The organism is Pseudomonas sp. UBA3153 (assembly GCF_002364635.1).
Classification (GTDB): Bacteria; Pseudomonadota; Gammaproteobacteria; order Pseudomonadales; family Pseudomonadaceae; genus Pseudomonas_O; species Pseudomonas_O kuykendallii.
On sequence record NZ_DEYR01000076.1, the window covers coordinates 1 to 26913 of the forward strand.

Here is a 26913-nt window from a genome sequence, read left to right on the forward strand (position 1 = left end):
GGTGCGCGGGGTAGTGGCGACAGCGGCCGGCGGCGTCGAACTGCCAGCCGTGGTACGGGCAGGCCAGGCTCTCGCCGCTTACCGCGCCGAGCGACAGCGCGGCGCCGCGGTGCGGGCACTGGTCGAGCCAGGCGCGCGCCTCGTGCTCGCCACGCCAGAGCACGACCGGCAGGCCGAGCAACTGATAGCGGCGCGCCTGCTGCGGGGCCAGCTCGTCACTTATGGCCAGCATGTACCACTGGTCGAAGGCATTGTCCGCGCGTGCGCTCATTGCAGGCTCCCGGTCACGCCTTCGACGAAGTAGTTCATCCTGGCCAGTTCGGCGTGACCGAGGGTGACGCCGGCGGCGACCACCTTCTTGCCGCCCTGATCGCGGAGCGGGCCGACGAAGACGTCGCGGCGGCGTTCGCGCAGCTGTTCGAGCATGGCGTTGGCATCGTCCTGCGCGGCCTGCGGGATCGCCGCGTTGAACGGCGAAAGGGTGACCACGTCATCGGCCACGTCGCCCCAGTAGTCGCCGCTCTTGAAGGTTCCGGCGGCGATCGCCCGGACCTGCTGGCGAAAATACGGCGCCCAGTTCTGCACGATGGCGGTGAGCTGGCCCTTCGGACCGAAGCTGCTCATGTCCGAGCCGTAGCCGACGCTGTAGACCCCGGCGCGCTCGGCGGCCATCACCACCGAGGCGCTGTCGTTGTGCGCGGTTAGCACGTCGGCACCCTGGCCGATCAGCAGCTGCGCCGCCTCCATCTCCTTCTGCGGGTCGTCCCAGGTGTTGACCCAGACCACGCGCAGGGTCGCCTGCGGGTTGACCGTGCGCATACCGAGGAGGAAGGCGTTGACCTCGCGGATCACCTCCGGCAACGGGTAGCTGCCGACGTAGGCGGCGATACCGGTCTTGCTCATGTGGCCGGCGAGGATGCCGGCGATGAAGCGGCCCTGGTAGGTGGCGGCCAGGTAGTTGCCGACGTTGGGCGCCTGCTTGTAGCAGGAGGCGCAGAGGTAGATCACGTCGGGATTCTGCTTGGCCGCCTGCATCAGCGGGTTCATGAAGTTGAACGAGGCACCGACGATCACCTGGCTGCCCTGGCGTGCCAATTGGCGCAGCACGCTCTGCGCGTCGCTGTTGCCGCTGACCTTTTCCACATAGCCGGTCTTCAGCGTGGGTATTTCCCGCTGCAGCGTCTGCCGGGCGAGTTCATGGCCGTGCACCCAGCCCACCGGATTGCTTGCCAGGCCGCTGTAGACGAAATCCATCTTCAGCGGCGCCGCGCTCTCGGCCAGGGCGTGGCCCGCCAGCAGCAGGGGGAGGAGGGCGAGGGCGGTTCTGATTCTTCTGTTTTTCATGGGGCACCGGGCACGTCGATCAAGGTGGCCCGACACTAGGAAGTGCCCGGGGAACGGACAATCCGTCGCAGGCCGATTGCCCGGCTGCAGCCAAGAGCGTGTTCATACCAGTCAATTTCCGTTACTGGCACGCAACTTGATCGGCTGATCGGCAAAAAGCCGACGAGGCCATGCGTGCGATGAAATTGTTCACCGAAGACCAGCTGTTTCGTTTCGGCGAAACCACCTACGAGCGCGGCGGCAGTTACGGCCCGTTGCGCGGCCCCTATCTGTGGCTGGCGATGATCGACGCCGGGCGCAGCCGCCTGGACATCGACGGCCGGTGCGTCGAGCTGAACGCCGGCCAGGCCTGCCTGGTGTATTGCCGCGAGAAGGTGCTGCAGCGCTTTCCCGGCGATCTGCACTGCCATGCGAGCTGGTGCGAGACCGGCGAATTCCTCGACACCCCGGACAACCAGCGCCTGCTGCAACGCAGCTTCGGCGCCTTCGACGCCAGTGCGCGGCTGAAATCGCTGCTGGGCATGGGCCTGGAGCTGGAGAAGGAGCAGCCGGGCCAGGCCGAGGCGCTGCGCGACGTGCTGGCGAAGGGCGTGTTCTACGAGTGTTTCCGCCAGCTCGGCCTGCTGCCGGAGCGCGCCGGCGCGCTGCACCGCTCGGTGGCACGGGCGAAGAGCTACATCGAGCGGCACTACGCGGCGCCCTGCAACCTCGACGAGATCGCCGCCTACGCCTGCCTCAGTGCCCAGCACCTGAGCCGGCTGTTCAACGAGCAACTGGGCATGCCGCCGATGCAGTACCTCTGGCAGGTACGCCTGAACAGCGCCGAGGAACTGCTGATCCAGTCGACCCGCAGCATGGCCGACATCGCCTATCAGTGCGGCTTCAAGAGTCCCTGCCACTTTTCCCGGATGGTCCGCGAGCACTTCGGACACAGCCCGCGCGAGCTGCGCCGGCGGCGCTGGGCGCGGATGCCGGCGCTGTACAGGGGCGAGGCGCGCGACGTCCACTTCTAGGAGCCGGCCTCACAAGATGCGACAGATGACCGCAGTGGCGGGTTGGGGTAGTTTGGCGCTCGATGAGCGTGTTTCGAGGAACCGTGAGTTTGGATGCATCGCGGTCGGGCTGGCCCATGACGCCCGTCTGACCGGGTGCCGGCTGGTCGCCATCGGCGCCGCCAGCTTGCTCGTCAGTGCCACCCGCCTGCCGCCGCTTTGGCTATCGTGGTCTTGCAGGCAACATGCCTACCCCTCGTCCGCAGGCTCAAGGAATCCGCTCAATGAAAGGATGGAAACTCTTCGCGCCGCTGCTGTTGCTCTGCATCGTCGGCATCACCCTTTACCTGCGCTTGCACCGCGAGCCGCTGCTGCTGCAGGGCGAAGCCGACGCCATCAGCGTCGTGGTGTCCTCCAAGGCCCACGGCCGCGTCGCCACCCTCCACGTGCAGCGCGGCGACGACGTGAAGCAGGGCGACCTGCTGGTGAGCATTTCCAGCCCTGAGATCGAGGCCCAGGTCGCCGGCCTGGAGGCGGCGCGCGCCGAGGCCCAGGCGCAGGTCCAGGAGTCCGACAACGGCACCCGCGAGGAAGACCTGCGGGTGCTGCGCGCCGGGGTTTCGGAGGCGGAAACCACGCTGCGCAACGCCGAGCGCGACTTCCAGCGGCTCTCCGAACTCGCGGCGAAGGGGTTCTACCCGGCCAGCCAGCTGGACGACGCGCGGCGCCAGCGCGACGTCGCCCGCGAGCAGGTCAACAGCGCCCGCGCCAACCTCGCCAAGGGCGAAAGCGGCGATCGCGACGAGCGCCGCGAGGCGCTGTCCGCCGCGCTGGCCGGCGCCGAGGCACAGCTGCAGCAGCTTCAGGCGCAGGCCGACGACCTGCAGGTGCGCGCCCCGGTGGACGGCGAGGTCGGTTCGATCCCCGCCGAGCAGGGCACCCTGGTGAATGCCTACAGCCCGTTGCTGACCCTGGTGCGCCTGTCGCAGAGCTACTTCGTCTTCAACCTGCGCGAGGACATCCTCGCCGGGGTGCGCAAGGGCGACCTCGTCGCCCTGCGGGTGCCGGCGCTGGGCGACCGCGAGGTGCAGGCCAAGGTCGGCTACATCGCGCCCCTGGGCGACTTCGCCACCAAGCGCGCGACCCGCGCCACCGGCGACTTCGACCTCAAGACCTTCGAAGTGCGGCTGTACCCCGAACAACCGGTCGAAGGGCTGCGCCCGGGGATGAGCGCGCTGTGGCACTGGTCGACCAACTGAAGCGCGACGCCTGGCGCTTCGTCCAGGCGTTCAACACCGAGACCCGGCTGGCGACGCGCAGCTGGACCATCCACTGGCTCGGGTGGATCTGGCCGCTGCTGCTGTTCGTGGTGATCAGCGGCATCTACAAGGCCGGCACCCTGCAGGACATGCCCGTGTCGGTGGTCGACGAGGACCACAGCAGCCTGTCGCGGCAGCTGTTGCGCCAGCTCGACGCCGGCCCCCATGCGCAGCTGGTGACCCAGACCGCCGGGCTGCCGGAGGCGCTGCGGCACATGCAGGCAGCCGATCAGTACGGCCTGCTCTACGTCCCGCGTGATTTCGAGAAGGACGTGCTCGCCGGGCGCCGCCCGAGCGTGCAGTTCTATTACAACTCGCTGTTCTACGCCGCCGGCTTCTACTCGACGCAGGACTTCGGTGGCCTCGCCGCGCTGCTCGACCAGCAGGTGCGCCCGGTGCTCGCCGCCGGCATGGGCAAGCCGGTGCCGAGCCTGGCCAGCGTCAGCGTGAGCTTCGAGAGCCTCTACAACGCCAGCGGCAACTACATCTACTACCAGCAGTTCGCCGCCATCGTGCACCTGCTGCAGTTGTTCGTGATCATCGCCACCATCCATGTGCTCGCCCGCGAGGCGCCCGAGCTGCGCGCCAGCTCGCCGCACATTCTGCGTGCCAAGGCGCTCGGCGTGCGCCTGCTGGGCAAGCTGGCGCCCTACACGCTGCTGTTCTCGACGCTGCTGATGGTCGAGCTGTTCCTGCTGGTGGTGCTCAACGGCGCGGTGATCAAGGGCAGCGTCGGCTGGATGCTGGCGATCACCCTCTGCTACGTCGTCGCCGCGCAGGCGATCGGGCTGCTGCTGTTCATCTTCACCGCCAACCGCTTTTCCGCCTACTCGCTGGTGGGCATGCTGATCGGCATCGCGCAGACCTATTCGGGCGTGCTCATCCCGACCCTGGCGATGCCGCTGCCGGCCCAGGCGATCAGCTACCTCGAGCCGCTGACCCACTGCCTGAGCGGGCTGTTCGACCAGTTCCTCCGCGAGGCGCCGGCCAACTCGGGCGCCTACGCCTGCCTCAAGCTGTCGCTGTATCCGCTGGTCACCTACATGATCGCCAAGCAGCGGTTGCGCAAGCGCCTCGATTTCAGCCCGGCTTAGCGAGGAACCCATGGAAAACTTCTGGAACGTCCTGCGTCAGAGCCTGAAGAACATGCTGGGCAAGCCGCTCTGGCTGCTGCTGGTGCTTACCGTGTGCTTCGCCTCCACGCCCTACCTGGGGCGCACCATCGACGACCTGCCGGTGGCGGTGATCGACATGGACCACAGCAGCGCCAGCCGCGAGCTGGCGCGGATGCTCGACGCGGCGCCGAAGATCGGCGTGCGGGCCTATGCCGACCTGCCCGTGGCGCAGGCCGACCTGGCCTGGCGCCAGCTCTTCGCGGTGATCGTCATCCCGGTGGATTTCGAGAAGCGCCTGCTGCGCGGCGAACAGCTGGTGGTCCCGGTGTTCGGCGACGCCACCAACCGCATCGCCAACGGGCAGATTCAGCAGGACATCAGCGCCACCTACAACCAACTGCTGCGCGACCACAACGGCGAGCTGCTCGCGCGCAGCGGTTTTTCCGCGATGCAGACGCAGACCCTGCTCGATCCGCTGGTGGCGCGCCTGGTCGATCTGTACAACCCCGGCGCCAGCTTCGCCGCCATCGTCCTGCCGGGGCTGGTCACGCTGATCCTGCAGCACGGCCTACTGCTGTCGAGCACGCGGGTCAGCCTCAACCTGCGTGGCGGTACGCCACGCTCGCTGCGTCAGCCGCTGTCCACCCGGCTGGGACGCTACGCGGCGCAGTTGCTGATCTGGATCGTCCTGGCGATGCTGCTCTACGTGATCTGGCCGTACATCTTCGGCTTCCGCCAGACCTCGCCGTTCTGGGCGCTGCTGGGCATCGTCCTGCCATTCCTGCTGGCGGTGCTGGCGTTCAGCGAGTTCCTCGCCGAACTGCTGCCCTCGGAGGAGGCGGTGTACCTGACGCTCACTTTCGTCACCCTGCCGCTGTTCTACCTCGCCGGCTACACCTGGCCGCCGCAGGCGATGCCCGACTGGGTGCTGCTGCTGGCCAACGCGATTCCGTCGACCTGGACCATCCGCGCGGTGGCGGAAATGAACCAGATGGACCTGCCGCTGGGCGCCGTAGGCCCGCACATCCTGGTGCTGCTGGCGATGGCCGCGGGCTACGCGTTGCTCGGTACGCTGATCTACCAATGGCGCAACTGGCGCACCGACCACAAGGCCGCGGCGGCGTGAGCGGCAGGCGGCCCGACCTTCATTGCGGAGATATCGCTTGAGCGAACCTGAACCCACCACGTCGGCGCAGCGGCCGAGTTGCACCGCGCTGTTCCTCGGTTTTCTCGGCCTCGGCCTGACTTCCTTCGGCGGTGCCCTGCCGCTGGCGCGCCGCGCCCTGGTGGAGCGCCGGCGCTGGCTCGGCGAGGAGGCGTTCACCGAGCTGCTCGGGCTCTGCCAGTTCCTGCCCGGCGGCAACATCATCAACCTCTCGGTGGCCGTGGGCGCGCGCTTCCAGGGCGTCGCCGGGGCGCTGGCTGCGCTGCTCGGGCTGGTGGCCGGGCCTACGGCCATCGTCATCGGCCTCGGCGTGATCTACGAGCGCTTCCACGACGACCCGCACATCCGCCACCTGTTCGCCGGGCTCGCCGCGGCCGCGGCCGGGCTGATGGTGTCGATGGCGGTGAAGATGGCCAGGCCGCTGCGCGGCCAGCCGGTGGCCATCGGCGTCGCGTTGCTGGCCTTCGTCGCGCTCGGCGTGCTGCAGTTGCCGCTGCTGGGGGTGATGCTGGTGCTGACGCCGTTGAGCGTGCTGATCGCCGCGGGGCGCGGCCGGTGAGCGAGACGCTGCTTGCCCTGGCGATCATCTTCACCCAGCTCTCGCTGCTGGCCTTCGGTGGCGGCAACACGGTGCTGCCGGAGATGCAGCGGCAGGTGGTGGACGTGCATCACTGGATGTCCGCCGCCGACTTCGGTGCGCTGTTCGCCCTGGCCCGCGCGGCGCCGGGACCGAACATGATGGTGGTGCCGCTGATCGGCTGGCATGTCGCCGGCTGGAGCGGAATGCTGGTGGCCTCGCTGGCCAAGTTCATCCCCTCGTCGCTGCTGACCCTGTTCGTCCTGCACCTGTGGCAGCGCTTCAGGGATCACCCCTGGCGCCGTCACGTACAGGCCGGCCTGCTGCCGGTGACCATCGGCCTGGTCGCCGCCAGTGCGCTGCTGCTGGTGCAGGCCACGGCGACCAGCTGGCTGCTGTTCGCCATCGCGCTGATGGTGGCGCTGTTCGACGTCTTCACCCGCGTCCACCCGCTGTGGCTGCTGGCCGCCGGCGCGCTGGCGGGGTTGCTGCTGGGCAGCGGGTAAGGCGCGACCAACCGTAGGGTGGATCGCGCTTCATCGATCCACCGGGCGGTGTGGCGGTGGATGAAAAGAGCGTCATCCACCCTACGCAAGTGGGTTGGTGCTTTGTAGGGTGGATCGCGCTTCATCGATCCACCGGGCGCCGTAACGGTGGATGAAAACGGCGTCATCCCCCTACGGCGCCTGGACCAGGGGCTGCCCCGCCATCGGGCGGCCGCGTCAGCCGGCGATCAGTGCTCCGGCGGCTTCGCGGTGGCGGGCGATCAGCTGTGGCAGGTCGAGGCCTTCGACCTGGCCGTCGATCACCCGCCACTGGCCGCCAACCATCACCCGGTCGGCGCGGTCGGCGCCGCACAGCAGCAACGCCGAGAGCGGGTCGTGGCTGCCGGAGAAGCGCAGTTCGTCGAGCCTGAACAGCGCCAGGTCGGCCTGCTTGCCGACTGCCAGCTCACCGATGTCGTGGCGTCCGAGCAGCTTCGCCGAACCGCGCGTGGCCCAGCCCAGCGCCCGTTCCGGGGTTATCCGCTCGGCGCCGTAGCGCAGGCGCTGCAGGTACAGCGCTTGCTTGGCCTCGAGGATCATGTTGGAGGCGTCGTTGGAGGCCGAGCCGTCGACGCCCAGGCCGATCGGCGCGCCGGCCGCTTCCAGCTCCAGGGTCGGGCAGATGCCCGAGGCCAGGCGCATGTTCGAGCTCGGGCAATGGCAGATGCCGGTGCCGGCGGCGCCCAGGCGGGCGATCTCGTCCGGGTTGAAGTGGATGCCGTGGGCCAGCCAGGTGCGCGGGCCGAGCCAGCCGACGCTGTCAAGATAGTCCACGGTGCGCAGGCCGAAGCGCTGCAGGCAGAAGTCCTCCTCGTCCAGCGTCTCGGCGAGGTGGGTGTGCAGGCGCACGTCCTCGGCCTCCGCCAGCGCGGCGCTGGCGCTCATGATCTCGGTGGTCACCGAGAACGGCGAGCAGGGCGCCAGGGCGATCTGCACCCGGGCGCCGTCGCCGCGCTCGTGGTAGCGGCGGATCAGCCGCAGGCTGTCGTCGAGGATCACCTGGCCCTGCTGCACCGTCTGCTGCGGCGGCAGGCCGCCGTCCTTCTCGCCGAGGCTCATCGAGCCACGGGTGAGCACGGCGCGCATGCCCAGCGCGCGGACCGCCTCGACCTGCACGTCGATGGCCTCTTCCAGGCCGTCGGGGAACAGGTAGTGATGGTCCGCCGCGGTGGTGCAGCCGGAGAGCAGCAGCTCGGTCAGCGCCACGCTGCTGGCCACGGCGAGCTTTTCCGGCGTCAGCCGCGCCCACACCGGGTAGAGCGTCTTCAGCCAGGGGAACAGCGGCTGGTTGACCACCGGCGCCCAGGCGCGGGTGAGCGTCTGGTAGAAGTGATGGTGGGTGTTGATCAGCCCCGGCAGCACGACGTGCTCGCGGGCGTCGAAGACCTGCCCGCAGGGCGCGGCGGGCGCTTCCCCGGCGGCCAGCAGTTGCACGATGACGCCGTCCTCGATCACCAGGCCGCCGGCGGCGGTGGAGGTCGTGGCGGTGAACAGGGCGAGGGGGTTCTTGATCCAGATGCGGGTAGCAGCCATGGGCCGGCTCCTCTGACGTGTGGGTTCAGGTTAGCCAGCTCAGTTTTCCTGTCTGCTGATCCAGGTGCCTTCTTGATGGAGGGCGCGGCGAAGATAAGGGCTTCGCCGTGCGTTGTCATCCCTTGGCGGCGGCCTTTCACTCGCGGGCGATCAGCGGCGCGCCCGTGTCCGGGGCCTGCGCGGCGCGCTGCGCGCATTCGGTGAAGGCGCGCGCGTTGCAGGTGCGGCAGATCGCCGAGTCCAGGTGCGGGTAGATCGCCTTCAGCGCCTGGTCCTTGGAGGCGAACACATGGTCGCGGCCGAGGCGGCCGAGCAGCCCGCTGCGGGCGAACAGCTCCAGCACCGGCGCGCGCGGGCGGTGGAAGTACAGGTCGCCGCCCATGCTGCGGCGCTGCTTCAGTTCGTGTTCCCAGAGGTCGTTGCCGGCAAGGTCGATGAAATTCATGCTCTTGGTCATGAACAGCGCGTGCTTCTGCTGCGGGTGCCGGTCGCGGAACTGCTGCAGGTAGTCGCCGACGTGCGCGGCGGCGCCGAAGAAGATCGAACCTTCGATGCGCACCAGCTTGAGCTGCGGGCACTCCTCCGGCACCGGTTGCAGGTCTTCCAGCGGCGTGAAGCGGCGGCCCGGATCGTTCGGGTCGGGCAGCAGCACGCGCACCGCCGGATGCGCCGAGCGATACAGGTAGACCATCAGCGAGACCAGCGTGCCGAGCAGCACCGCGCGGTCCAGCGGGATGGTCAGGGTCGCCATGAAGGTCACCGCGGCCACCAGCGCCTCGCTGCGGCTGGTGCGCAGGACGTGCCGCCAGCGCGCGCCATCGACCAGGTTCCAGGCCACCAGCAGCAGCATCGCGGCGATCGCCGCCAGCGGAATCTGCGCGATCAGGGTGCCGCCGAAACTCACCAGCAGCACCAGCAGCAGTGCCGAGAACACCGCCGCCAGCGGCGTGCGCGCGCCGGCCTCGTAGCTGGGCAGCGAGCGGTTCAGCGAGCCGCAGGACACGTAGGAGGAGAAGAAGCCGCCGATGCCGTTGGCCAGGCCCTGGCCGATGAACTCGCGGTTGACGTCGATGCGCTGCCCGGAACGCTGCGCCAGTGCCTTGCTGATCGACAGCGACTGGCCCAGCGCGACCAGGGTCAGCGCGACGGCGATCGACGACAGGTTGGCCAGGTCGGTGAAGCTGACGTCCGGCAAATGGAACGGCGGCAGCGCCGAGGGCATCGCGCCCACCGTGCTGATGCCGGCGTGCAGGCCGGGCTTCAGCCAGTCGATGACGAACGCCGCGAGGCAGCCCGCCAGCAGGCCCGCCAGCATGTACGGCCAGCGCGGCCGCAGCCGGCGCAGCAGCAGGGTCGCGCCGAGCGAGAGCAGGCCGATGCCCAGCGTCGGCCAGTGAATGGCGGTCGGGTGCTGGAGGATGTACTGCAGCAGGAAGTACGGCGAGCCGTCGCGCGGCAGCACGATGCCGAAGAAATCCTTGAGCGAGTACAGGCCGATCAGCACCGCCGCGCCGGACATGAACCCCAGCAGCACGGAGGGCGAGATGAAATTGGCCAGCGCGCCGAGGCGGAAGGCGCCCACCAGCAGTTGCAGCAGGCCGACCATCACCGTCACCGCCAGGGCCAGGTCGATGTACTGCGGCGAGCCGGCCGCCGCCAGCGGCGACAGCGCCGCGAACAGGGCGAGCGAGTTGGCGTTGTTCGGTCCTGTCACCACGTGCCGGCTGGAGCCGAACAGCGCCGCGATGATGCACGGCAGCACGGCGCCGTACACGCCGTACTGCGGCGGCAGCCCGGCCAGGGTGGCGAAGGCGACGCCCTGCGGCAGCGCCAGCACCGCGCCGAGCAGGCCGGCGCCGAGGTCCGGGCTCCAGCTGCTGCGGTTTACCGCGCGCAGCCAGGGGAACAGCTTGATCAGGCTTTCCAGGGTAGTGCCCTCGTCTGCGTCTGGCCGTCGTTGGCCTCGACTGTGGGAGCGGGTTGTTTGGCGATCGGGCGCATTCAGCCCGGCCCTTCGTCGCGGCCCAGCGGGCAGTCGTTGCCCAGGCGTGTCTGCAATTCCGCGCGCAGTTGCTGCAGCTCATCGATCTGCTGGTCGACCCGCGCCAGCTTGTCGCCGAGCAGGACGCGCACGGCGGCGTCCGGGTCGCTGGCGCTCTGCACGCCGGCCAGGTTGCTGCCGATCTCGGCCAGGCTGAAACCCAGGCGTTGCGCGGTCTTGATGTAGAGCACCAGCTCGCGGGCCTGCAGCGGGTAGTCGCGATAGCCGTTGGCGCTGCGGCGCGAACCGATCAGCCCGAGGCGTTCGTAGAAACGCAGGCTGTCGCGGCTCACCGCGGTGCTTTGCGCCAGTTCGCCGATGCGCATGGCGGGACTCCGGAAAAGGGCTTGACCCTGGAGCTTACTCCAGGCTCCAGGCTGCGCGCTCTTTCATCCGAGGATTCGCCCATGTGGAGCACGCAACACTATCGCCAGCTGGTTCGCGCCAGCGCCTGGTACGACCTGATCGTCAGCGCCGCCTTCGCCACGCCCTGGACCTTCGTCCTGCTGCACGGCGTTCTGGCGGCCATCGCCGCGCGTTTCGGGATTCCCGGCGAGCTGGGCGAATTCGGGCCTGTGCAGCTGCTGATGGCCAACCTGATGGGCTCGATCGTCTGCGTCTGGGCGGTGCTGCGCATCCGCGATCCGCAGGTGCGCCTGGGCCGCTACGACGCCGCCGGGCGGGTGCTGTTCGCCCTCTGGCAGGCCTACGCCCTGAGCCAGGGCGCGAGCCTGATCCTGCTGCCGTTCCTGCTCGCGGAGATCGCCTGGGGCGTGGCGCAGCTGCTGCCGCTGCGCACATCGAAGCCGTAGGGGCGCCGTGCGCACCGGCAGACCGCGGAAGGTGCGCATGGCGCACCCTACGACGGCAAGCCCCGTGGGGTGTGGACTCGAGGAGCGCAGCGACCATCCCATCGAGACCGGCAATCGACCCCACCCACATTTGCGTCGGGCGAAAATCCGTAGGGTGCGCCGCGCGCACCGGCAGAGCGCGGAAGGTGGAGTGGGCGACGCGGTCAGTGCCCGGCTTTCCACGGCTGGCCGAGGGAAACCGGCGCGTACAGGCGGGTCTTGATCGCATCGCGGGAGAGCACCACCAGCACCACGATGGTCGCCACGTAGGGCAGCATCGCCAGCAGGTTGCCGGGGATCGCCAGGCCAATGCCCTGGGCCACCAGGTGGAGGATGCTGGCGAGGCCGAACAGCCAGGCGCCGAGCACCACGCGGAACACCCGCCAACTGGCGAACACCACCAGCGCCAGGGCGATCCAGCCGCGTCCGGCGGTCATGTTCTCCGCCCACATCGGCGTGTAGGCGAGGGACATGTAGCCGCCGGCAAGGCCGGCCATGGCGCCGCCGAACATCACCGCCAGGGTGCGCACGCGCAACACCGGCAGGCCCATGGCGCTGGCCGCGTTGGGGTTCTCGCCGACCGCCTGGATGATCAGGCCGGCACGACTCTTGAGGATCACCCAGGCGACCAGCGCGAACAGCGCGAAGGACAGGTAGACCAGCAGGTCCTGGCCGAACAGCATGCGCCCCAGCAGCGGGATTTCGCTGAGCAGCGGGATCGCCACCGGCTCGAAGCCGGCCAGCGGCTTGCCGACCCACGCGGCGCCGATGAACGACGACAGGCCGACGCCGAAGATGGTCAGCGCCAGCCCGGTGGCGACCTGGTTCGACGACAGGCCGAGGGCGACGAAGGCGAACAGCAGCGAGAGCAGCACGCCCGCCAGGCAGGCGCACAGCACGCCGAGCCAGAGGCTGCCGCTGGAGAAGGCGACGATGAAGCCGATCACCGCGCCGAACAGCATCATGCCTTCCTGGCCGAGGTTGAGTACGCCGCTCTTCTCGCACACCAGCTCGCCGAGGGCGACCAGCAGCAGCGGCGTTCCGGTGCGCACCATGGCGTAGAAGATATTGGTCAGCAGGTCGATGTCCATGGTTACTCCGCGAGTTCGTAGGGGGCGACGGGCAGGCGCATCACGCGGCCGCCTTCTGCAGCGCCGCGCGCTTGGCCCATTTCAGCTTCAGCCGCGGGCGGTAGAGGATCAGCACGTCGCAGGCGAGCAGGAAGAACAGCACCATGCCCTGGAACAGCTGGGTGATCGATTGCGGCAGGTTGGCGGCCATCTGCGCGTTCTCGCCGCCGAGGTAGAGCAGGGCCATCAGCAGGCCGGCGAAGAGGATGCCGATCGGGTTCAGGCGACCGAGGAAAGCCACGGTGATCGCCGCGTAGCCGTAGCCCGGCGACACCTGTGGCACCAGTTGGCCGATCGGTCCGGTGACCTCGCCGACCCCGGCCAGACCGGCCAGGCCGCCGCTGATCAGCAGCGCCAGCCAGACCAGCCGGCGCTCGCGGAAACCGACGAAGCCGGCCGCGCGCTTGTCCAGGCCGAGCACCTTGATCTGGAAGCCGACGAAGCTCTTCTGCAGCAGCACCCAGACCACCACCAGCGCCAGCAGGGCGAAGTAGAGACCGGCGTGGACGCGGCCGTCCTCGAACACCGCCGGCAGCCGGCTGGCATCGCCGAAGGTCGCCGATTCCGGGAAGTTGAAGCCGGCCGGGTCCTTCAGCGGCCCGTGCACGAAGAACAGCAGCAGGTTCAGGGCGATGTAGTTGAGCATGATGGTGGTGAGGATTTCGTTGGCGTTGAAGCGCGTCCGCAACCAGGCCGCCAGGCCGCCCCATGCCGCGCCGGCGAGCGTGCCGGCGGCGAGTACCAGGGTCAGCGCCCAGCGGCTCTCCCAGTCGATGATGTGCACCGCCAGCGCGCTGCCGGCGAGGGCGCCGATCAACAGTTGGCCTTCGGCGCCGATGTTCCAGATGCGCGCCTGGTAGGCCACCGCCAGGCCGAGCGCGCAGAGCAGGATCGGCAGCGCCTTCACCAGCAGCTCGGAGACCCCGTAGAAGTCGGAGACCGGGTCGATCAGCAGCACCTTGAAGGTTTCCAGCGGCGGATGGCCGAGGATGGCGAACAGCAGGGTGCCGCTGGCCAGGGTCAGCACGCCGGCGAGCAGCGGCGACAGCCAGAGCATGGCGCGGGACTGGCGACCGCGAGGTTCTAGGGATAGCAACATGGGTCGGTCTCGTCAGGCGTGGGTTACGGGTTCGAATTCGCCGGCCATCCAGCGGCCGACTTCCACCGGCGTGGTCTGCGCGGTTTCTGCCAGCGGCGACAGGCGACCGCTACACAGCGCCCCGATGCGGTCGCTGATCTGGAACAGTTCGTCGAGGTCTTCGGAGATCACCAGGATCGCCGCGCCGGCATCGCGCAGGGCGATCAGCGCACGGTGAATCGCCGCTGCGGCGCCGACGTCGACGCCCCAGGTCGGGTGCGCCGCCACCAGCAGCTTCGGCTGCTGGAGGATTTCCCGGCCGAGGATGAACTTCTGCAGGTTGCCGCCGGACAGGCTGCGCGCGGTGGTGTGGGCGTCCGGGGTCTTCACCGCGTAGTCGGCGATGATCCTGTCGGCGAAGGCCATCACCTTGCCGTGGTTGATCATCCCGGCGCGGGTCAGGCCCATCTGGAAGCCGGTGAGCAGGGCGTTGTCGGCCAGGCTCATGTCCGGCACCGCGCCGTGGCCGAGGCGTTCGGCGGGGACGAAGGTCAGGCCGAGCTGGCGGCGCGCGTCGGGGTAGAGGTTGGCCACCGGCTGGTTGTCCAGGGTGATGCGCTCGCGTTCGGTGGAGGGCAGGCGCACCTCGCCGGAGAGCAGCGCCAGCAGTTCGTCCTGGCCGTTGCCGGCGACCCCGGCGATGCCGACGATCTCGCCGCTGCGCACTTCCAGGCGGCATTGCGCCAGGGAGGTGCCGAACGGGTCGGCGTTGTGCCAGTTGAGGTCGTCGACGCGCAGGCGGGTGAGGCCGCCGTGGACCTTCGGGTAGCTCGCTTCCAGGCCTTCCGCCGCGCCGACCATCAGCCGCGCCAGGTCCATGTCCGAGCATTCCGTCGGCACGCAGTGCCCGGACACCTTGCCGCCGCGCAGTACGGTGGCGCTCTGGCAGAGCGCGCGCACCTCGCCGAGCTTGTGGCTGATGAAGAGGATGCTGCAGCCCTCCGCCGCCAGGTGGCGCAGGGTGACGAACAGCTCGTCGGCCTCCTGCGGGGTGAGTACCGAGGTCGGCTCGTCGAGGATCAGCAGCTTGATGTCCTGCATCAGGCAGCGAACGATTTCCACCCGCTGGCGTTCGCCGATCGACAGGCTGTGCACCAGCCGGTGCGGCTCCAGGGCCATGCCGTAGCGCTGCGACACCTCGCGGATGCGCGGCTCCAGCTGCTTCGGCGTGCCGGCCGCGGCGCCCATCGCCAGGGCGATGTTCTCCGCCACGCTGAGCGTCTCGAACAGCGAGAAATGCTGGAACACCATGCCGATGCCGAGCCCGCGCGCCTGCGCCGGATCGCGCATCTTCAGCGGTTCGCCATGCCAGATGATCTCGCCTTCGTCCGGCTGGGTGACGCCGTAGATGATCTTCATCAGCGTGCTCTTGCCGGCGCCGTTCTCGCCCAGCAACGCGCGGATCTCGCCGGGCTGGATGCTCAGCTCGACGCGGTCGTTGGCCACGGTGCCGGGGTAGCGTTTGGTGATGCCACGCATCTGCAGGCGCGGGGTGGAAGCGGTGTCGAAGGACATGGCGTATCCAATGGGAAGCGGGATGGGCTTGTCGAAAGCAAAAACCTGGCCAGTGGGTCAAGTTTTGTCAAAAGGCCAGCAGAACGGTGCTCGGCGCGCGCTTCTGCGGCGTCCGGCAAGCCTGGCCGGGAAGCCAGGCGGCTTTTCAGTGCAATAAGAAGGCCGACGCAAAGGTCGGCCACATGATAAGTCGTCGCACCATTGCGGAGCGAGACGTCGTCTTTCGGTGCGGCCGATCACCACACGCCGTCGTGCAGCTCCGCGCCCTCTTCCTCGAGCAGTGGGCCGATCACCTCGACCTTGCGCTGGCCGGCGTCGAACACCACGCGGCATGGCAGGTCCAGCGTCGGATTTTCCGGGTGGTTGCCGGTGATGCGTTTCAGGCGCGCTTCGGAGAGGCCGTAGATGACCCGTCCCAGGCCCGCCCAGTAGGCCGCGCCGGCGCACATCGCGCAGGGTTCGGCGGAGGTGTACATGCTGCAGTTGGCGAGGAACTCCGGGCTGTAGGTGGTGCTCGCACGGGTCATCAGCACGCGCTCGGCGTGTCCGGTCATGTCGTGGTCGGGCAGGTAGGCGTTGCCCTGTTCCATCAGCACCTTGCCGTCGGCGTCCACCAGGATTGCGCCGAAGGGGTGGGCGCCGTTCTCGTGGGCGCGGCGGGCAACGTCGAAGCTCTTGCGCAGCAGGGTTTCGTGATCGGTCATGTCATGGGCTCTTCTTGGGCAGGCTCCAGGCGAACAGCAGGCGCTGCGCCAGACCGACCAGCTGGAACAGGATCAGGCTGATCAGCACCAGCATCATCAGCGCGGCGAACGCCTGCGGGACCTGGAACAACGAGGTGGAGAAGTTGATGAAGTAGCCCAGGCCGTTCTCCGCGGCGACGAATTCGGCGACCACCGCACCGATCACCGCGAGGGTGATGGAGATGCGCAGGGCGGCGAAGATGTGCGGGATGGCGTAGGGCAGGCGGATGTTGCGGTACTCGCGCAGGCGGCTGGCGCCGAGCGACTGCGACAGTTCGATGAGCTCGGCGGGGGTCGATTGCAGGCCGGTGACGGTGGACACCACGATCGGGAAGAACGCGATCAGGAAGGTGATGAACACCCGCGGCAGGTCGCCGGCACCGAGCACCACGACGATGATCGGCGCCACCGCCACGATCGGTGTGGACTGCACCACCACCAGCAACGGATAGAGCGTGCGCGACAGCGCCTTCGACGCCGACAGCGCGATCGCCAGCGGAATCCCGACCAGGATCGACAGGCCGTAGCCGAGCAGGCTGACCTTCAGCGTGGCGCCGATGTGCCCGGCCCAGGTGCCCGGCGCGACCTTGTACGCGGCAGCGGCGATGGCGCTGGGCGAGGGCAGCACAAAGCCGGGAATGGCGAACAGCCGGCAGGCGGCTTCCCAGAGCGCGAGCAGGGCGATGAAGGCGCACAGCGGGGCGAGCCCGTCCTTCCAGCGTGCGCTCATCCTAGAGCCCGACGACACGCGAGAAGACCTGTCGGCGGATGTGGTTGGCGAGCTCATGGAAGCGCGGCTCCGTCAGGGTTTCCAGGGACCGCGGGCGCGGCAGGTCGACCTCGATGATCTCGCGCACGCGCCCCGGCCGTGCCGACATCACCAGGATGCGGTCGGCCAGCAGCAGCGCCTCGGGAATCGAGTGGGTGATGAACAGCACGGTCTTCGGCCGCTGCGTCCAGATGTTCAGCAGCTCCAGGCTCATCTCGTCGCGGGTCAGCGCGTCGAGCGCCGAGAACGGCTCGTCCATCAGCAGGATTTCCGGATCGTGCAGCAGCGCCCGGGCGATTGCCGCGCGCTGCTGCATGCCGCCGGACAGCTCGTCCGGGCGTTTGTCGGCGAACTCGGCGAGGCCGACCATCTGCAGCAGCTCGCCGGCGCGCTGGCGTTCCTGCGGCGTCACCCGGCCGTACTTGTGCTTCATCGGGAAGGTGACGTTGTCGGCGATGCTCAGCCAGGGCAGCAGGGTCGGCTTCTGGAACACGATGCCGATCTCCTCGCGCGGGCCGTTCACCGGCAGGCCGTAGATCTGCACCTGCCCGGAGGTCGGCCTGACCAGACCGGCGAGCACCCGCAGCAGCGTGCTCTTGCCGCACCCGGACGGGCCGATCACGGCGACGAACTCGTGCCGGCCGATGCTGAAATCGACATCCTCCAGGGCCACCACCCGGCTGCCGTCGGAGGCCGGGAAGACCTGGCCGACGTGCTCGAAGCGCAGGCTCGGCCGGGTTTCCGTAGCGTTCGCGGGCGTTTCGTTCACTTGGAGAAGCGCCCGTCGATGGCGCTGGCCGGGTCGAGGGTATCCAGCGGCAGGTTCTGCGACTTGGCCACCCATTCCCAGGTGGTGTTGAGCAGCGTGCTGTCGAAGGTCTTCTTGCCGAGCTTCTCGCTGACCGGGTTGTCGATCAGCGGCAGCGACGCGCGGTACTGGGCTTCGGCCTGCGCCTCGTCGATTTCCGGAACCATGGCCTTGAGCGCCGCGGCGGCTGCGGCCGGGTCGGCGACGGCCATGTCCTCGGCCTTCTGATAGGCGCGGACGAAGCGCTCGGCGACATCCGGGTGGGCGTCGACGAAGCGCTTGGAGCCCATCAGCGACAGGCCGTAGCCGTCGAAGCCGTAGTCCGACCAGGGCAGCACGCGCAGCTTCTTGCCGGTTTCGGCGAGGGCCTTCTCGAAGCCCGGCGCCACGGTCACCCAGTTCAGCGTGGCCTGCACCTTGCCGGTGGCGAGCATGGCGGTCATCGCGCCCGGGTCGACCTTGAGCAGCGGGATGGCGTCGGCGGCGATGCCGTTGTTGGAGAGCACCAGCGGCCAGGTCACGTTGGACGCGGAGAAGGTCGGCGTGGCGACCTGCTTGCCAACCAGGTCCTTGATGCTGGCGATGCCGCTGTCCTCGGTGGTGAATACCGCATCCGGCTGGCGCGTGTAGATCGGCGCCAGCGCCACCACCGGCACTTCGCCCTGGGCGCGCGCCTGCAGCAGGGCCGGCAGGCTGGCGGAGCCGAAGTCGGCGCTGCCGGTGGCCAGCTTGGTGACCACGTCGCTGCCGCCACGGGCGCTGCCGATTTCCACCTCGAGGCCTTCGGCGGCGAACAGGCCCTTCTGCACGCCGAGGTAGATCGCGGCCTTGTCGCCGGCCGGCAGCCAGTCGTTCAACCAGCGCACCTTGTCGGCGGCCTGCGAGGTGCCGGCGAAGGCGAACAAGCCGGCGGCGAGCAGCGCGGCTTTGAGCGGGGAGAGCGTCATGGGGGTGAACTCCTGGAGGAAGAACGGTAGGTCATGCAAGAAACGAATCGGTTTGCGCGAAGAAGCCCAGCAGCGCGCTGGCCAGGTGGTCCGGCGCCGCCAGCTGCGGGACGTGCCCGCAGGCCAGGCTGACCACCTGGGCGCCGGGCACCTGCTGCTGCATGCGCCGTTGCGCGGCGAGCGTCACCGAGCGGTCGGCGCGCGCTTCGATGTACAGACGCGGCAGCCGGCCGAAGCGTTCCGCGCTCCATCGCACGCTGACCTGGCGACCGCCGTCGGGCTGCATCACCAGGCGTTCGGCAGCGCACCGGGCGGCTTCGTCCGGCGCGTCGTGAAAGAAAATGTCCCGCGCGGCATGCGGCGGCACGCGGCTGCCGCCGTCGACCGGCTGCAGGTAGGGGCCAATTCCGGCGACATCCTCGCCCTCCGCGCTCAATTGCGCGCAGAGTTCGGCGAAGCCCAGGCCGCTGGGCAACATCATCCCGGCGACGTAGCTGACGCTGGCGATGCGCTCCGGCGCCGCTTCCCCCACCGCGGTGGCCGTCAGCCCGCCGCCGGAATGCGCGACCAGGTGCACCTTGCCGTCCAGCGCGGCGATCAGCGCGAGGATCTGTTCGCGATAGCCTTCCAGGGTGACCTCGCCGGGCGCCACGGCATCGCTGCCGTTGCCGATCAGGTCCGGCGCATGCGGGCGGTAGCCGGCGTCGCGAAGGGTCGGCAGCAGGCCGTCCCAGACCCAGCCGCCGGCCCAGGCGCCGTGGATCAGGATGACGTGAGCGGACTCAGGCATAGGTGCGCCGGTACATCTCGCGCAGGTGTTCCTCGACGGTCACCGCCGGGTAGCGCGGCGGCTCGTCGGAGCCGGGCAGGCACTCCACCAGGTGGTCGGGGTTGCCGCTGTAGAAGAACGGGATCGAGTAGCGCTCGCCGCCGCTGGTGTTGATCACCCGGTGCAGCGTCGAGTGGTAACGGTCGTTGGTCCAGCGCGCGATCATGTCGCCCAGGTTGATCACGTAGGCACCTGGCACCGGCGTACCGGACAGCCACTCGCCGTTGACCTGGTCCCAGACCTGCAAGCCGCCGCTGCCGTCCTGCAGCAGCAGGGTCAGCCCGCCGAAGTCGCTGTGCGCGCCACAGCCCTTCTCGCCGGGCGCGGCGTTGGCCGGCTGTGGCGGGTAGTGCAGCAGGCGCAGGGTGGTCAGCGGGTCGCGGCAGTAGTCGTCGAAATGCGTGTGCGGCAACCCCAGCGACAGCGCCATCAGGCCCATCAGCCGTTGCGCCAGGTCGCTCACCGCCTCGAGGTAGCGAAGGTTCACCTCGCGGAATTCCGGCAGCGCCTGCGGCCACTGGTTGGGTCCGTGGTTGAAGCGCCCGGCCTGCACGGCGGGATGCTCAGCGCCCAGCTCCGGGCCCATGTAGAAACCTTCCTTCAGGTCCGGCGGCGTGCCCGCTTCCAGCACCTGCCCGCGCAAGGGCTCGTAGCCGCGGTTGGCGCTGGAGTTGGCCTTGTGCAGCGCCAGCTTGTCCGCCTCCGGTAGGGCGAAGAACTGCCGCGACTGCTCGAACATCGCCGCCTGCAACGCCGGGTCGATGCCGTGTCCGACGACATAGAAGAAGCCCTTGTCGCGGCACGCGCTGCCGATATCGGCGGCGATTTCGGCCAGGCGCCGCGGGTCGCCGGATTCGGCGCCGGAGAGGTCGATGATTGGCAGGCTGGTACGGGGCAGGTCGCGGGCGTCGAGTGAGGTGGGCATGAGCTGTCTCCAAGGTTGGCCCGAGCATACGGTGGGCCGGCTGATGCTCCCAAGAAGAGAATTACGCCTGCCCCGATGCCAAAACGGCATCGGCCATCTCCACCCCAGCACTGGAACGTTCCGTAGGGTGTATCACGCTGCACTGATCTACCGGGCGGTGTTTCGCTGGATCAAAAAAGGTCATCCACCCTACGTGCTGCATGCACGGGGTTAGCCCCTGCACGGGCGCATTTCGTAGGGTGGATCATGCTCCACCGATCCACCGGGCGGTGCTTCGGTGGATGAAGAAGTCATCCGCGTTGCGCCTCGACTTCCAGCGCCTCGGCCCGTTCGAGCTGGGCGATTTCCTCGCCCAGGGCGCGGACGAAGGCGTCCACCGCCACCGGCAGGTAGCGGCCGCTGCGCACGTAGACGCCGAGGTCGCTGAACACGCCGCCGTTGTCGTTCAGCGGCAGGTGCTGGAGTAGGCCGCTGTGGCGGTCGGCCTCGACGCCGATGCGGGTCTGGAACGCCACGCCCATGCCGCGCCGCACCAGCTGGCGCGACAGCTCGACCGAGTTCGACTCGATCACCGGGCGCAGGCGCTGGGCGTGGCGGGCGAGGATCGGCTTGAGCAGGTGATGGATCGACAGCTCGCTCTTGGCCAGGATCAGCGTGTGCTCGGCGCAGGTGGCGAAGCTGACGTCCTTGCGTCCGGCCAGCGGGTGCGCGGCATCCACCAGCGCGCCGAGGCGGAAATGGCCCACCGCCATCTGGTTGAGGTCGGTGGTGCGCGGCAGGGCGAAGGCCAGGCCGATGTCCGCCGCGCCACTGATCACCGCCTCGGGAATCGCCGTGGAGCCGAGCGTGGTGACGCCGACGGTGACCCGTGGGTAGCGCTCGCGCAGGCGCATCAGCAGGTTCGGCAGCAGGTCGACGGTGGGCCCTTCCACCGTGGCGATCTCCACGTGTCCGGTGCGCAGCCCCTGCATGGCGTCGAGTTCGGAGCGCGCACGCTCGGCGTCCTGCAGCACCAGCTTGACGTGGCGGGCCAGGGTTTCGCCGGCGCTGGTCAGTTGCAGGCCGCCGGGCAGCCGGTCGAACAGCGGCACGCCGAGCTCGTGTTCGAGCTTGAGGATCTGCCGGTTGACCGCCGAGGAGGCAACGTTCAGCTGGCGCGCCGCCTCGCGGATCGAGCGCGAGCGGCAGACCATGTCGAAGTAGTACACGGCGGGGGAATGGATACGCAGCGGACGACTCATGGCAACTCCGGAAAACGGGGTGAAGGGTGGGGTGCTGCAGTCCTTGCCGGGCCTGCTTTCCAGGCGGTTGTCCGCAGACTTATCCACAGGTTCGCGGCTGGCGGGGATCGCCTCTGCGGCAGCCTGCCACGGCAGCTGCGAAAAACCCGCATGGCGCCGCTGTCAAGCAGGAAAAACCAATAAAGTCAGTGGGTTGTACTGTCGCACCCCAAGCCGTTGGCGATTTTTTGAGCAGCGCCGGCGAAGCCCCGCGAGGCGCGGGATCGGTGCGCCTGTCCCCGTGTTATGCACATTTTTGTGCACAGATTCTGTGGGCGGTTGCGCGGCCGGATCAGGCGCTCGGCGGCGTCAGGCCGCAGCCCTTGAGGATGATGTGGATGAGGTTCTCGGTGGCGACGGCGAAGTCGCCGCGGGTGAGCTTCTTGCGGCCCATCAGGCTGCAGATCTGGCTGGAGAAGTCGGCGTAGTGCTGGGTGCTGCCCCACAGCAGGAAGATCAGGTGGATCGGGTCGACCGGGTCCATCTTGCCCTGCGCGATCCACGCCTCGAACACCGCGGCGCGGCCGCGTACCCAGTCGCGGTAGTCCTGGCTGAAGTGCTCGGACAGGCAGGCTCCGCCGCTGATCACTTCCATGGCGAAGATCTTCGAGGCCAGCGGTTCGCGTCGCGAGTATTCCATCTTGGCGCGGATGTAGTTGGCCAGCGCGGTGCTCGGGTCGTCCTCGGCGCGCAGGTGGCTGAACGTGCCGTCCCAGAGTTCGAGGATGTTGCGCATCACCTCGATGTACAGCCCCAGCTTGTTGCTGAAGTAGTAATGCAGGTTGGCCTTGGGCAGCCCCGCACGCAGGGCGATGGTGTTCATGCTGGTGCCCTTGAAACCGTGCCGGGCGAATTCTTCGGTGGCGGCCGTGAGGATGGTTTCTTCGTTCTTCTGGCGGATGCGACCGGCGGGCTTTCCGTTGGACGGTGCGGTCACGGCGGGGGTATCGGCGGTCATTACCTATCCGGTGAGTCAGCTTGGGCGGGAGAACAGATACTCCACAGATCGGCGCGAGACAAGCCTACGAAACGATAATCCTGAAAATTGCCGAGGCCTGCCCGATCGCGGTGCGTGGCGGCGTCGTGCTTGCCTTTTTCCGGGGCGTTCGCGGGCGCGTATCGAGCGTCTCGCCAGGTGAAAAAAAGCCCCTCGCGAGAAGGGGCGGTCAGGTCAACCAAAAAGGAGAAGGTCACGCTCAGGGCGATTCGGGGGTTTCCGCGCCGGGCTCGATCGCCCGGACCGGTGTGCTCGTCCGCTCCAGGGGCAGCACCAGGTTGAGGATGATCGCGGTCAGGCCGCCGCAGGTGATCGCCGAGTCGAACAGGTTCTGCACGATCTTCGGCAACTCGTGCAGCAGCGTCGGCTGCGCGGCGATGCCCAGGCCAACGCCGAACGAGGCGGCGATGATCAGCATGCTGCGGCGGTCAAGCGGCGCGCGGGCAAGGATGCGGATGCCGGCGGCAGCCACGCTGCCGAACATCACCAGGGTGGCGCCGCCGAGCACCGGCTTGGGAATCTGCTGCAGCACCGCGCCCAGCAGCGGAAACAGACCCAGGGCGAAGAGGATCGCGCCGATGTAGAGGCCGACATGGCGGCTGGCCACGCCGGTCATCTGGATGACCCCGTTGTTCTGCGCGAAGGTGGTGTTGGGGAAGGCGCTGAAGGTGGCCGCCAGCAGGCAGCTGACGCCGTCGCCGAGCACGCCACCCTTGAGCCGCTGCACGTAGCTGGCGCCTTCGATGGGCTTGCGCGAGAGCATGCAGTTGGCGGTCAGGTCGCCGACCGTTTCGATGGTGCTGATCACGTAGATCAGCGCGACCGGGAGGAACGCCGTCCAGTCGAAGGCGAAACCGAAGCGGAACGGGATCGGCAGGCTGATCAGCGGCAGGTCGGGCAGCGGCTGCGGCACCAGCTTGCCGCTGAACCAGGCGGCCAGGCTGCCGATCGCCAGCCCGATGATGATCGCCGACAGGCGCACCCAGGGGCGGTTGGAACGGTTCAGCAGGATGATGGTGACCAGCACCAGCGCGCCGAGGGCGAGGTTGCGTGGGGCACCGAAGTCCGGTGCGTTGAAGCCGCCGCCGAGGTCGGTGACGCCGACCTTGATCAGGCTTACGCCGATCAGGGTGATGACGATGCCGGTCACCAGTGGGGTGACCAGGCGCTGCAGTCGGCCGATGAAGCGGCTGAGGACGATCTGCACGAAGGCGCCGAAGAAGCACACGCCGAAGATCATCGCGAGGATGTCTTCCGGGCTGCCGCCACGGCTCTTGACGATGAAACCGGCGGAAAGCACAGCGCCGAGGAAGGCGAAGCTGGTGCCCTGCAGGCAGATCATCCCGGCGCCGATGCCGAACGGGCGGCGCGCCTGGATGAAGGTGCCGACCCCGGAGACCATCAGCGCCATGCTGATCAGGTACGGCAGGTGTGCGCCGAGCCCGAGCACCGAGCCGATCACCAGTGGCGGGGTGATGATGCCGACGAAGCTGGCCAGCACGTGTTGCAGTGCGGCGAACACGGCGGCGACGGGGGCCGGGCGGTCTTCCAGTCCGTAGATCAGATCGGGTGCGTTTTCGGATTCGGCGTTCATGCGGTACTCGTGTTGGCTGAGTGGGGCCGTCGTGGGCCTCCGCACTAAGCAAAAAGCTGACCATGTGACCAGCTTTTAGGACTCTGAGCTCTCGCTCATTGCTATTTTATCCTTTTTAATCAAATGGATAAACGTTGAGAAGAGATTGATAAGAATTTTTCCCCCAGCCACGCATAGGCGCGCTACGCACCAGAATGTTGCGAGATGTGTGCGCCGTGGGTGGAGCGGTGGCAGCCCTTTGCGTAACTGTTTCCTCAGCCAGTCGCCGCCAGGGCCTCCAGGAAGCTCTCCAGCACCAGGTGAGGGCGCCGGCCCTTGCGCGTCACCGATGCCAGGCTCAGGTCGTAGAAGCGCGTCCCCGGTTTCAGCGCCCGCAGGCGGCCTTGCTGCACCCACTGCCTCGCGTAGTGATCGGGCAGATAGCCGATGTAGCGCCCGGTGAGGATCAGGAAGGCCATGCCCTCGCGGTCCGAGGCGCTGGCGCTGCAGTTCAGCGCGCCGTAGTGCGCCTGGATTTCGGTGGGCAGGCGGAAGGTCGGCGCGATGGCGTCCTGGTCGTTCAGGCGGCGGTCTTCCAGCGCATCGTCGTCGACGTAGAACAGCGGGTGGCCCACCGCGCAATAGAGCTGCGAACGTTCGCTGTACAGCGGCAGGTATTCCAGGCCGGGCAGGGCGCCGGCCTGCGGCACCACGCCGACGTGCAGGCTGCCGCCGAGCACGCCCTGCTCGACTTCGCTGGGCGGGATCATGCGAATCTGGATGCGCACGTCCGGGCCGCGCTCCTTGAGCCGGGCGAGGGCGTGGGTGATGCGCATCTGCGGCACCGTGACCAGATTGTCGGTGAGGCCGATGTTCAGCTCGCCGCGCAGATGGCGGTGCAGCCCGTTGACCTCGGTGCGGAAGGTTTCCAGCGCGCTGAGCACCTGCTGCGACGCCTGGTAGACCTCGCGGCCCTCCTCGGTCAGGGCGAAGCCGGCCCGGCCGCGCTGGCACAGACGCAGGCCGAGGCGCTGTTCCAGATCGCTCATCTGCTGGCTGATCGCCGAACGGCCGATGCCCAGCGCGCCCTCGGCGGCGGAAAAGCCGCCGCATTCCACCACGCTGCGAAACAGCCTGAGCAGACGGATATCGAAGTCGCTGACCTGGGCCAGCGGGTCGGGGCGGCGGATGCTCATGCGAGGCTCTCTTGCGTAGGGTGCGCCGCGCGCACCGGGGCTTTTGCAGGGGGCTGCAATTGTTTAGCGGTTAGTAAACTGAAGATAGGAATAATCGGATTTTAGAGAATCTATGCGCGTGTCACTGTCGCCGGCAAGTGCTATTCCGTAGAGGCGAGCCAGCCGCCGCTGCTACGACTCCCTGTCCGCCTTCGCGAGGATTCGCCGATGAACATGCCGCAGACCGCCACTCCACCCCTGGCCAGCCAGCTCAAGCTCGACGCCCACTGGATGCCGTTCACCGCCAACCGCGCATTCCAGAAGGACCCGCGGATCATCGTCGGCGCCGAAGGCAGCTACCTGTTCGACGACAAGGGCCGCAAGATCTACGACAGCCTCTCCGGCCTGTGGACCTGCGGTGCCGGGCACACGCGCAAGGAAATCCAGGAAGCGGTGGCCAAACAGCTCGGCACACTCGACTACTCGCCGGGCTTCCAGCACGGCCACCCGCTGTCGTTCCAGCTGGCCGAGAAGATCGCCGAGCTGACGCCGGGCGAACTCAACCACGTCTTCTATACCAACTCCGGTTCCGAGTGCGCCGACACCGCGGTGAAGATGGCGCGCGCGTACTGGCGCCTGAAGGGCCAGCCGGCGAAGACCAAGCTGATCGGCCGCGCCCGTGGCTACCACGGGGTGAACATCGCCGGCACCGCGCTCGGCGGCATCGGCGGCAACCGCAAGATGTTCGGCCAGTTGATGGATGCCGACCACCTGCCGCATACCCTGCAGCCGGGCATGGCGTTCACCCGCGGCATGGCGCAGACCGGCGGCGTGGAGCTGGCCAACGAGCTGCTCAAGCTGATCGAACTGCACGACGCCTCGAACATCGCCGCGGTGATCGTCGAACCGATGTCCGGCTCGGCCGGCGTCATCGTGCCGCCCACCGGCTACCTGCAGCGCCTGCGCGAAATCTGCGACGCCCACAACATCCTGCTGATCTTCGACGAAGTGATCACCGGTTTCGGGCGCATGGGCAAGGCCACCGGCGCCGAGTATTTCGGCGTTACCCCGGACATCATGAACGTCGCCAAACAGATCACCAACGGCGCGATTCCGCTCGGCGCGGTGATCGCCAGTCGCGAGATCTACCAGACCTTCATGGGTCAGGCCACGCCCGACTACGCGGTGGAATTCGGCCACGGCTACACCTACTCCGCGCACCCGGTAGCCTGCGCCGCCGGCCTCGCCTCGCTGGAACTGCTGGCCAAGGAAAACCTGATCCAGCAGTCGCTGGAACTGGCGCCGCACTTCGAGAAAGCGCTGCACGGAGTGAAAGGCGCCAGCCATGTGGTAGACATCCGCAACTGCGGCCTGGCCGGCGCGATCCAGATCGCCCCGCGTGACGGCGACGCCATCGTGCGTCCCTACGAGATCGGCCTGAAGCTCTGGGCTGAGGGCTTCTACGTGCGCTTCGGCGGCGACACCCTGCAGTTCGGGCCGACCTTCAACGCCAAGCCGGAAGACCTCGACCGCTTGATGAGCGCCGTCGGCGACGCGCTGAACAGCGTCGCCTGATTCCCAGGGCGGGGCGACCAGATCGCC

26 protein-coding genes are annotated in these 26913 nt (G+C 68.3%); 8 read left to right on the forward strand and 18 right to left on the reverse strand.

Features of this window, described 5'->3' with window-relative positions:
* Both B2X67_RS16920 and B2X67_RS16925 read right to left on the reverse strand, forming a co-directional pair.
* The coding region (locus B2X67_RS16920) for a Rieske (2Fe-2S) protein (RefSeq protein ID WP_286786205.1) at nucleotides 1–271 on the reverse strand (271 nt) is incomplete at its 3' end.
* The gene (locus B2X67_RS16925) at nucleotides 268–1344 is read right to left on the reverse strand and encodes a BMP family ABC transporter substrate-binding protein (protein ID WP_286786206.1); all 1077 of its coding nucleotides are present in this window, start codon (nucleotides 1342–1344) and stop codon (nucleotides 268–270) included. The genes B2X67_RS16920 and B2X67_RS16925, both read right to left, overlap by 4 nt.
* A 179-nt stretch (nucleotides 1345–1523) precedes the next feature.
* On the opposite strand from B2X67_RS16925, the gene B2X67_RS16930 reads away from it, so the two are divergent.
* From B2X67_RS16930 to B2X67_RS16955, 6 genes are all read left to right on the forward strand, one after another.
* Nucleotides 1524–2357, forward strand: coding sequence for an AraC family transcriptional regulator (locus B2X67_RS16930; protein ID WP_286786207.1), 834 nt, complete (start codon nucleotides 1524–1526; stop codon nucleotides 2355–2357).
* A gap of 263 nt (nucleotides 2358–2620) precedes the next feature.
* Nucleotides 2621–3595 carry an HlyD family secretion protein gene (locus B2X67_RS16935; RefSeq protein WP_286786208.1) on the forward strand — a complete coding sequence of 325 codons (975 nt, stop codon included), beginning with the start codon at nucleotides 2621–2623 and terminating at the stop codon, nucleotides 3593–3595.
* Nucleotides 3580–4749: an ABC transporter permease gene (locus B2X67_RS16940; RefSeq protein WP_376747738.1), complete on the forward strand. Its 1170-nt coding sequence runs from the start codon at nucleotides 3580–3582 to the stop codon at nucleotides 4747–4749. The genes B2X67_RS16935 and B2X67_RS16940 overlap by 16 nt, the downstream gene beginning before the upstream one ends.
* A 10-nt stretch (nucleotides 4750–4759) precedes the next feature.
* On the forward strand, nucleotides 4760–5896 hold the full coding sequence (locus B2X67_RS16945; protein WP_286786210.1) for an ABC transporter permease: 1137 nt from the start codon (nucleotides 4760–4762) through the stop codon (nucleotides 5894–5896).
* A gap of 37 nt (nucleotides 5897–5933) precedes the next feature.
* Nucleotides 5934–6494: a chromate transporter gene (locus tag B2X67_RS16950; RefSeq protein WP_286786211.1), complete on the forward strand. Its 561-nt coding sequence runs from the start codon at nucleotides 5934–5936 to the stop codon at nucleotides 6492–6494.
* On the forward strand, nucleotides 6491–7018 hold the full coding sequence (locus tag B2X67_RS16955; protein ID WP_286786212.1) for a chromate transporter: 528 nt from the start codon (nucleotides 6491–6493) through the stop codon (nucleotides 7016–7018). Before B2X67_RS16950 ends, B2X67_RS16955 begins: the two co-directional genes overlap by 4 nt.
* 216 nt (nucleotides 7019–7234) lie before the next feature.
* On the opposite strand, the gene B2X67_RS16960 is transcribed toward B2X67_RS16955, so the two are convergent.
* The 3 genes from B2X67_RS16960 to B2X67_RS16970 all read right to left on the reverse strand — a co-directional run bounded on the left by B2X67_RS16960 (nucleotide 7235) and on the right by B2X67_RS16970 (nucleotide 10957).
* The gene (locus tag B2X67_RS16960) at nucleotides 7235–8590 is read right to left on the reverse strand and encodes an 8-oxoguanine deaminase (protein WP_286786213.1); all 1356 of its coding nucleotides are present in this window, start codon (nucleotides 8588–8590) and stop codon (nucleotides 7235–7237) included.
* 136 nt (nucleotides 8591–8726) lie between these two features.
* On the reverse strand, nucleotides 8727–10517 hold the full coding sequence (locus tag B2X67_RS16965) for a SulP family inorganic anion transporter (protein ID WP_282340854.1): 1791 nt from the start codon (nucleotides 10515–10517) through the stop codon (nucleotides 8727–8729).
* A 74-nt stretch (nucleotides 10518–10591) separates the two neighbouring features.
* Nucleotides 10592–10957 carry a MerR family DNA-binding protein gene (locus B2X67_RS16970; protein ID WP_282340801.1) on the reverse strand — a complete coding sequence of 122 codons (366 nt, stop codon included), beginning with the start codon at nucleotides 10955–10957 and terminating at the stop codon, nucleotides 10592–10594.
* Between the two features lie 81 nt (nucleotides 10958–11038).
* Here B2X67_RS16970 and B2X67_RS16975 point away from each other — a divergent pair, with 81 nt between their 5' ends.
* Nucleotides 11039–11443 carry a hypothetical protein gene (locus B2X67_RS16975; protein WP_282340803.1) on the forward strand — a complete coding sequence of 135 codons (405 nt, stop codon included), beginning with the start codon at nucleotides 11039–11041 and terminating at the stop codon, nucleotides 11441–11443.
* 203 nt (nucleotides 11444–11646) lie between these two features.
* Here the strand turns inward: B2X67_RS16975 and B2X67_RS16980 are convergent, their stop codons facing one another.
* The 13 genes from B2X67_RS16980 to B2X67_RS17040 all read right to left on the reverse strand — a co-directional run bounded on the left by B2X67_RS16980 (nucleotide 11647) and on the right by B2X67_RS17040 (nucleotide 25332).
* Nucleotides 11647–12573, reverse strand: a complete 927-nt coding sequence (locus B2X67_RS16980) for an ABC transporter permease (protein ID WP_090225408.1) — start codon at nucleotides 12571–12573, stop codon at nucleotides 11647–11649.
* Nucleotides 12574–12613: 40 nt separating this feature from the next.
* On the reverse strand, nucleotides 12614–13711 hold the full coding sequence (locus B2X67_RS16985; RefSeq protein WP_286786214.1) for an ABC transporter permease: 1098 nt from the start codon (nucleotides 13709–13711) through the stop codon (nucleotides 12614–12616).
* A gap of 12 nt (nucleotides 13712–13723) precedes the next feature.
* Nucleotides 13724–15265 carry an ABC transporter ATP-binding protein gene (locus B2X67_RS16990; protein WP_273230407.1) on the reverse strand — a complete coding sequence of 514 codons (1542 nt, stop codon included), beginning with the start codon at nucleotides 15263–15265 and terminating at the stop codon, nucleotides 13724–13726.
* A 236-nt stretch (nucleotides 15266–15501) separates the two neighbouring features.
* Nucleotides 15502–15969: a nucleoside deaminase gene (locus tag B2X67_RS16995; RefSeq protein WP_286786215.1), complete on the reverse strand. Its 468-nt coding sequence runs from the start codon at nucleotides 15967–15969 to the stop codon at nucleotides 15502–15504.
* A 1-nt stretch (nucleotide 15970) separates the two neighbouring features.
* Nucleotides 15971–16738, reverse strand: coding sequence for an ABC transporter permease (locus B2X67_RS17000; protein WP_286786216.1), 768 nt, complete (start codon nucleotides 16736–16738; stop codon nucleotides 15971–15973).
* A 1-nt stretch (nucleotide 16739) separates the two neighbouring features.
* Nucleotides 16740–17546, reverse strand: a complete 807-nt coding sequence (locus B2X67_RS17005) for an ABC transporter ATP-binding protein (RefSeq protein ID WP_286786217.1) — start codon at nucleotides 17544–17546, stop codon at nucleotides 16740–16742.
* Nucleotides 17543–18532: an ABC transporter substrate-binding protein gene (locus tag B2X67_RS17010; RefSeq protein WP_286786218.1), complete on the reverse strand. Its 990-nt coding sequence runs from the start codon at nucleotides 18530–18532 to the stop codon at nucleotides 17543–17545. The genes B2X67_RS17005 and B2X67_RS17010 overlap by 4 nt, the downstream gene beginning before the upstream one ends.
* 31 nt (nucleotides 18533–18563) lie before the next feature.
* Nucleotides 18564–19322: an alpha/beta fold hydrolase gene (locus B2X67_RS17015; protein ID WP_286786219.1), complete on the reverse strand. Its 759-nt coding sequence runs from the start codon at nucleotides 19320–19322 to the stop codon at nucleotides 18564–18566.
* Nucleotides 19315–20286, reverse strand: coding sequence for an isopenicillin N synthase family dioxygenase (locus tag B2X67_RS17020; RefSeq protein ID WP_286786220.1), 972 nt, complete (start codon nucleotides 20284–20286; stop codon nucleotides 19315–19317). The genes B2X67_RS17015 and B2X67_RS17020 overlap by 8 nt, the downstream gene beginning before the upstream one ends.
* Nucleotides 20287–20576: 290 nt before the next feature.
* Nucleotides 20577–21527, reverse strand: coding sequence for a LysR family transcriptional regulator (locus B2X67_RS17025; RefSeq protein WP_282340823.1), 951 nt, complete (start codon nucleotides 21525–21527; stop codon nucleotides 20577–20579).
* Nucleotides 21528–21858: 331 nt separating this feature from the next.
* A complete protein-coding gene (locus tag B2X67_RS17030; protein ID WP_286786221.1) occupies nucleotides 21859–22524 on the reverse strand; it encodes a TetR/AcrR family transcriptional regulator in 666 nt (221 codons plus the stop codon).
* A 238-nt stretch (nucleotides 22525–22762) separates the two neighbouring features.
* Nucleotides 22763–24157: a nucleobase:cation symporter-2 family protein gene (locus tag B2X67_RS17035; RefSeq protein ID WP_286786222.1), complete on the reverse strand. Its 1395-nt coding sequence runs from the start codon at nucleotides 24155–24157 to the stop codon at nucleotides 22763–22765.
* A 254-nt stretch (nucleotides 24158–24411) separates the two neighbouring features.
* Nucleotides 24412–25332, reverse strand: coding sequence for a LysR family transcriptional regulator (locus tag B2X67_RS17040; protein WP_282340826.1), 921 nt, complete (start codon nucleotides 25330–25332; stop codon nucleotides 24412–24414).
* A gap of 207 nt (nucleotides 25333–25539) precedes the next feature.
* Here B2X67_RS17040 and B2X67_RS17045 point away from each other — a divergent pair, with 207 nt between their 5' ends.
* Nucleotides 25540–26886 carry an aspartate aminotransferase family protein gene (locus B2X67_RS17045; protein ID WP_090225430.1) on the forward strand — a complete coding sequence of 449 codons (1347 nt, stop codon included), beginning with the start codon at nucleotides 25540–25542 and terminating at the stop codon, nucleotides 26884–26886.
* Nucleotides 26887–26913: the final 27 nt, after the last annotated feature.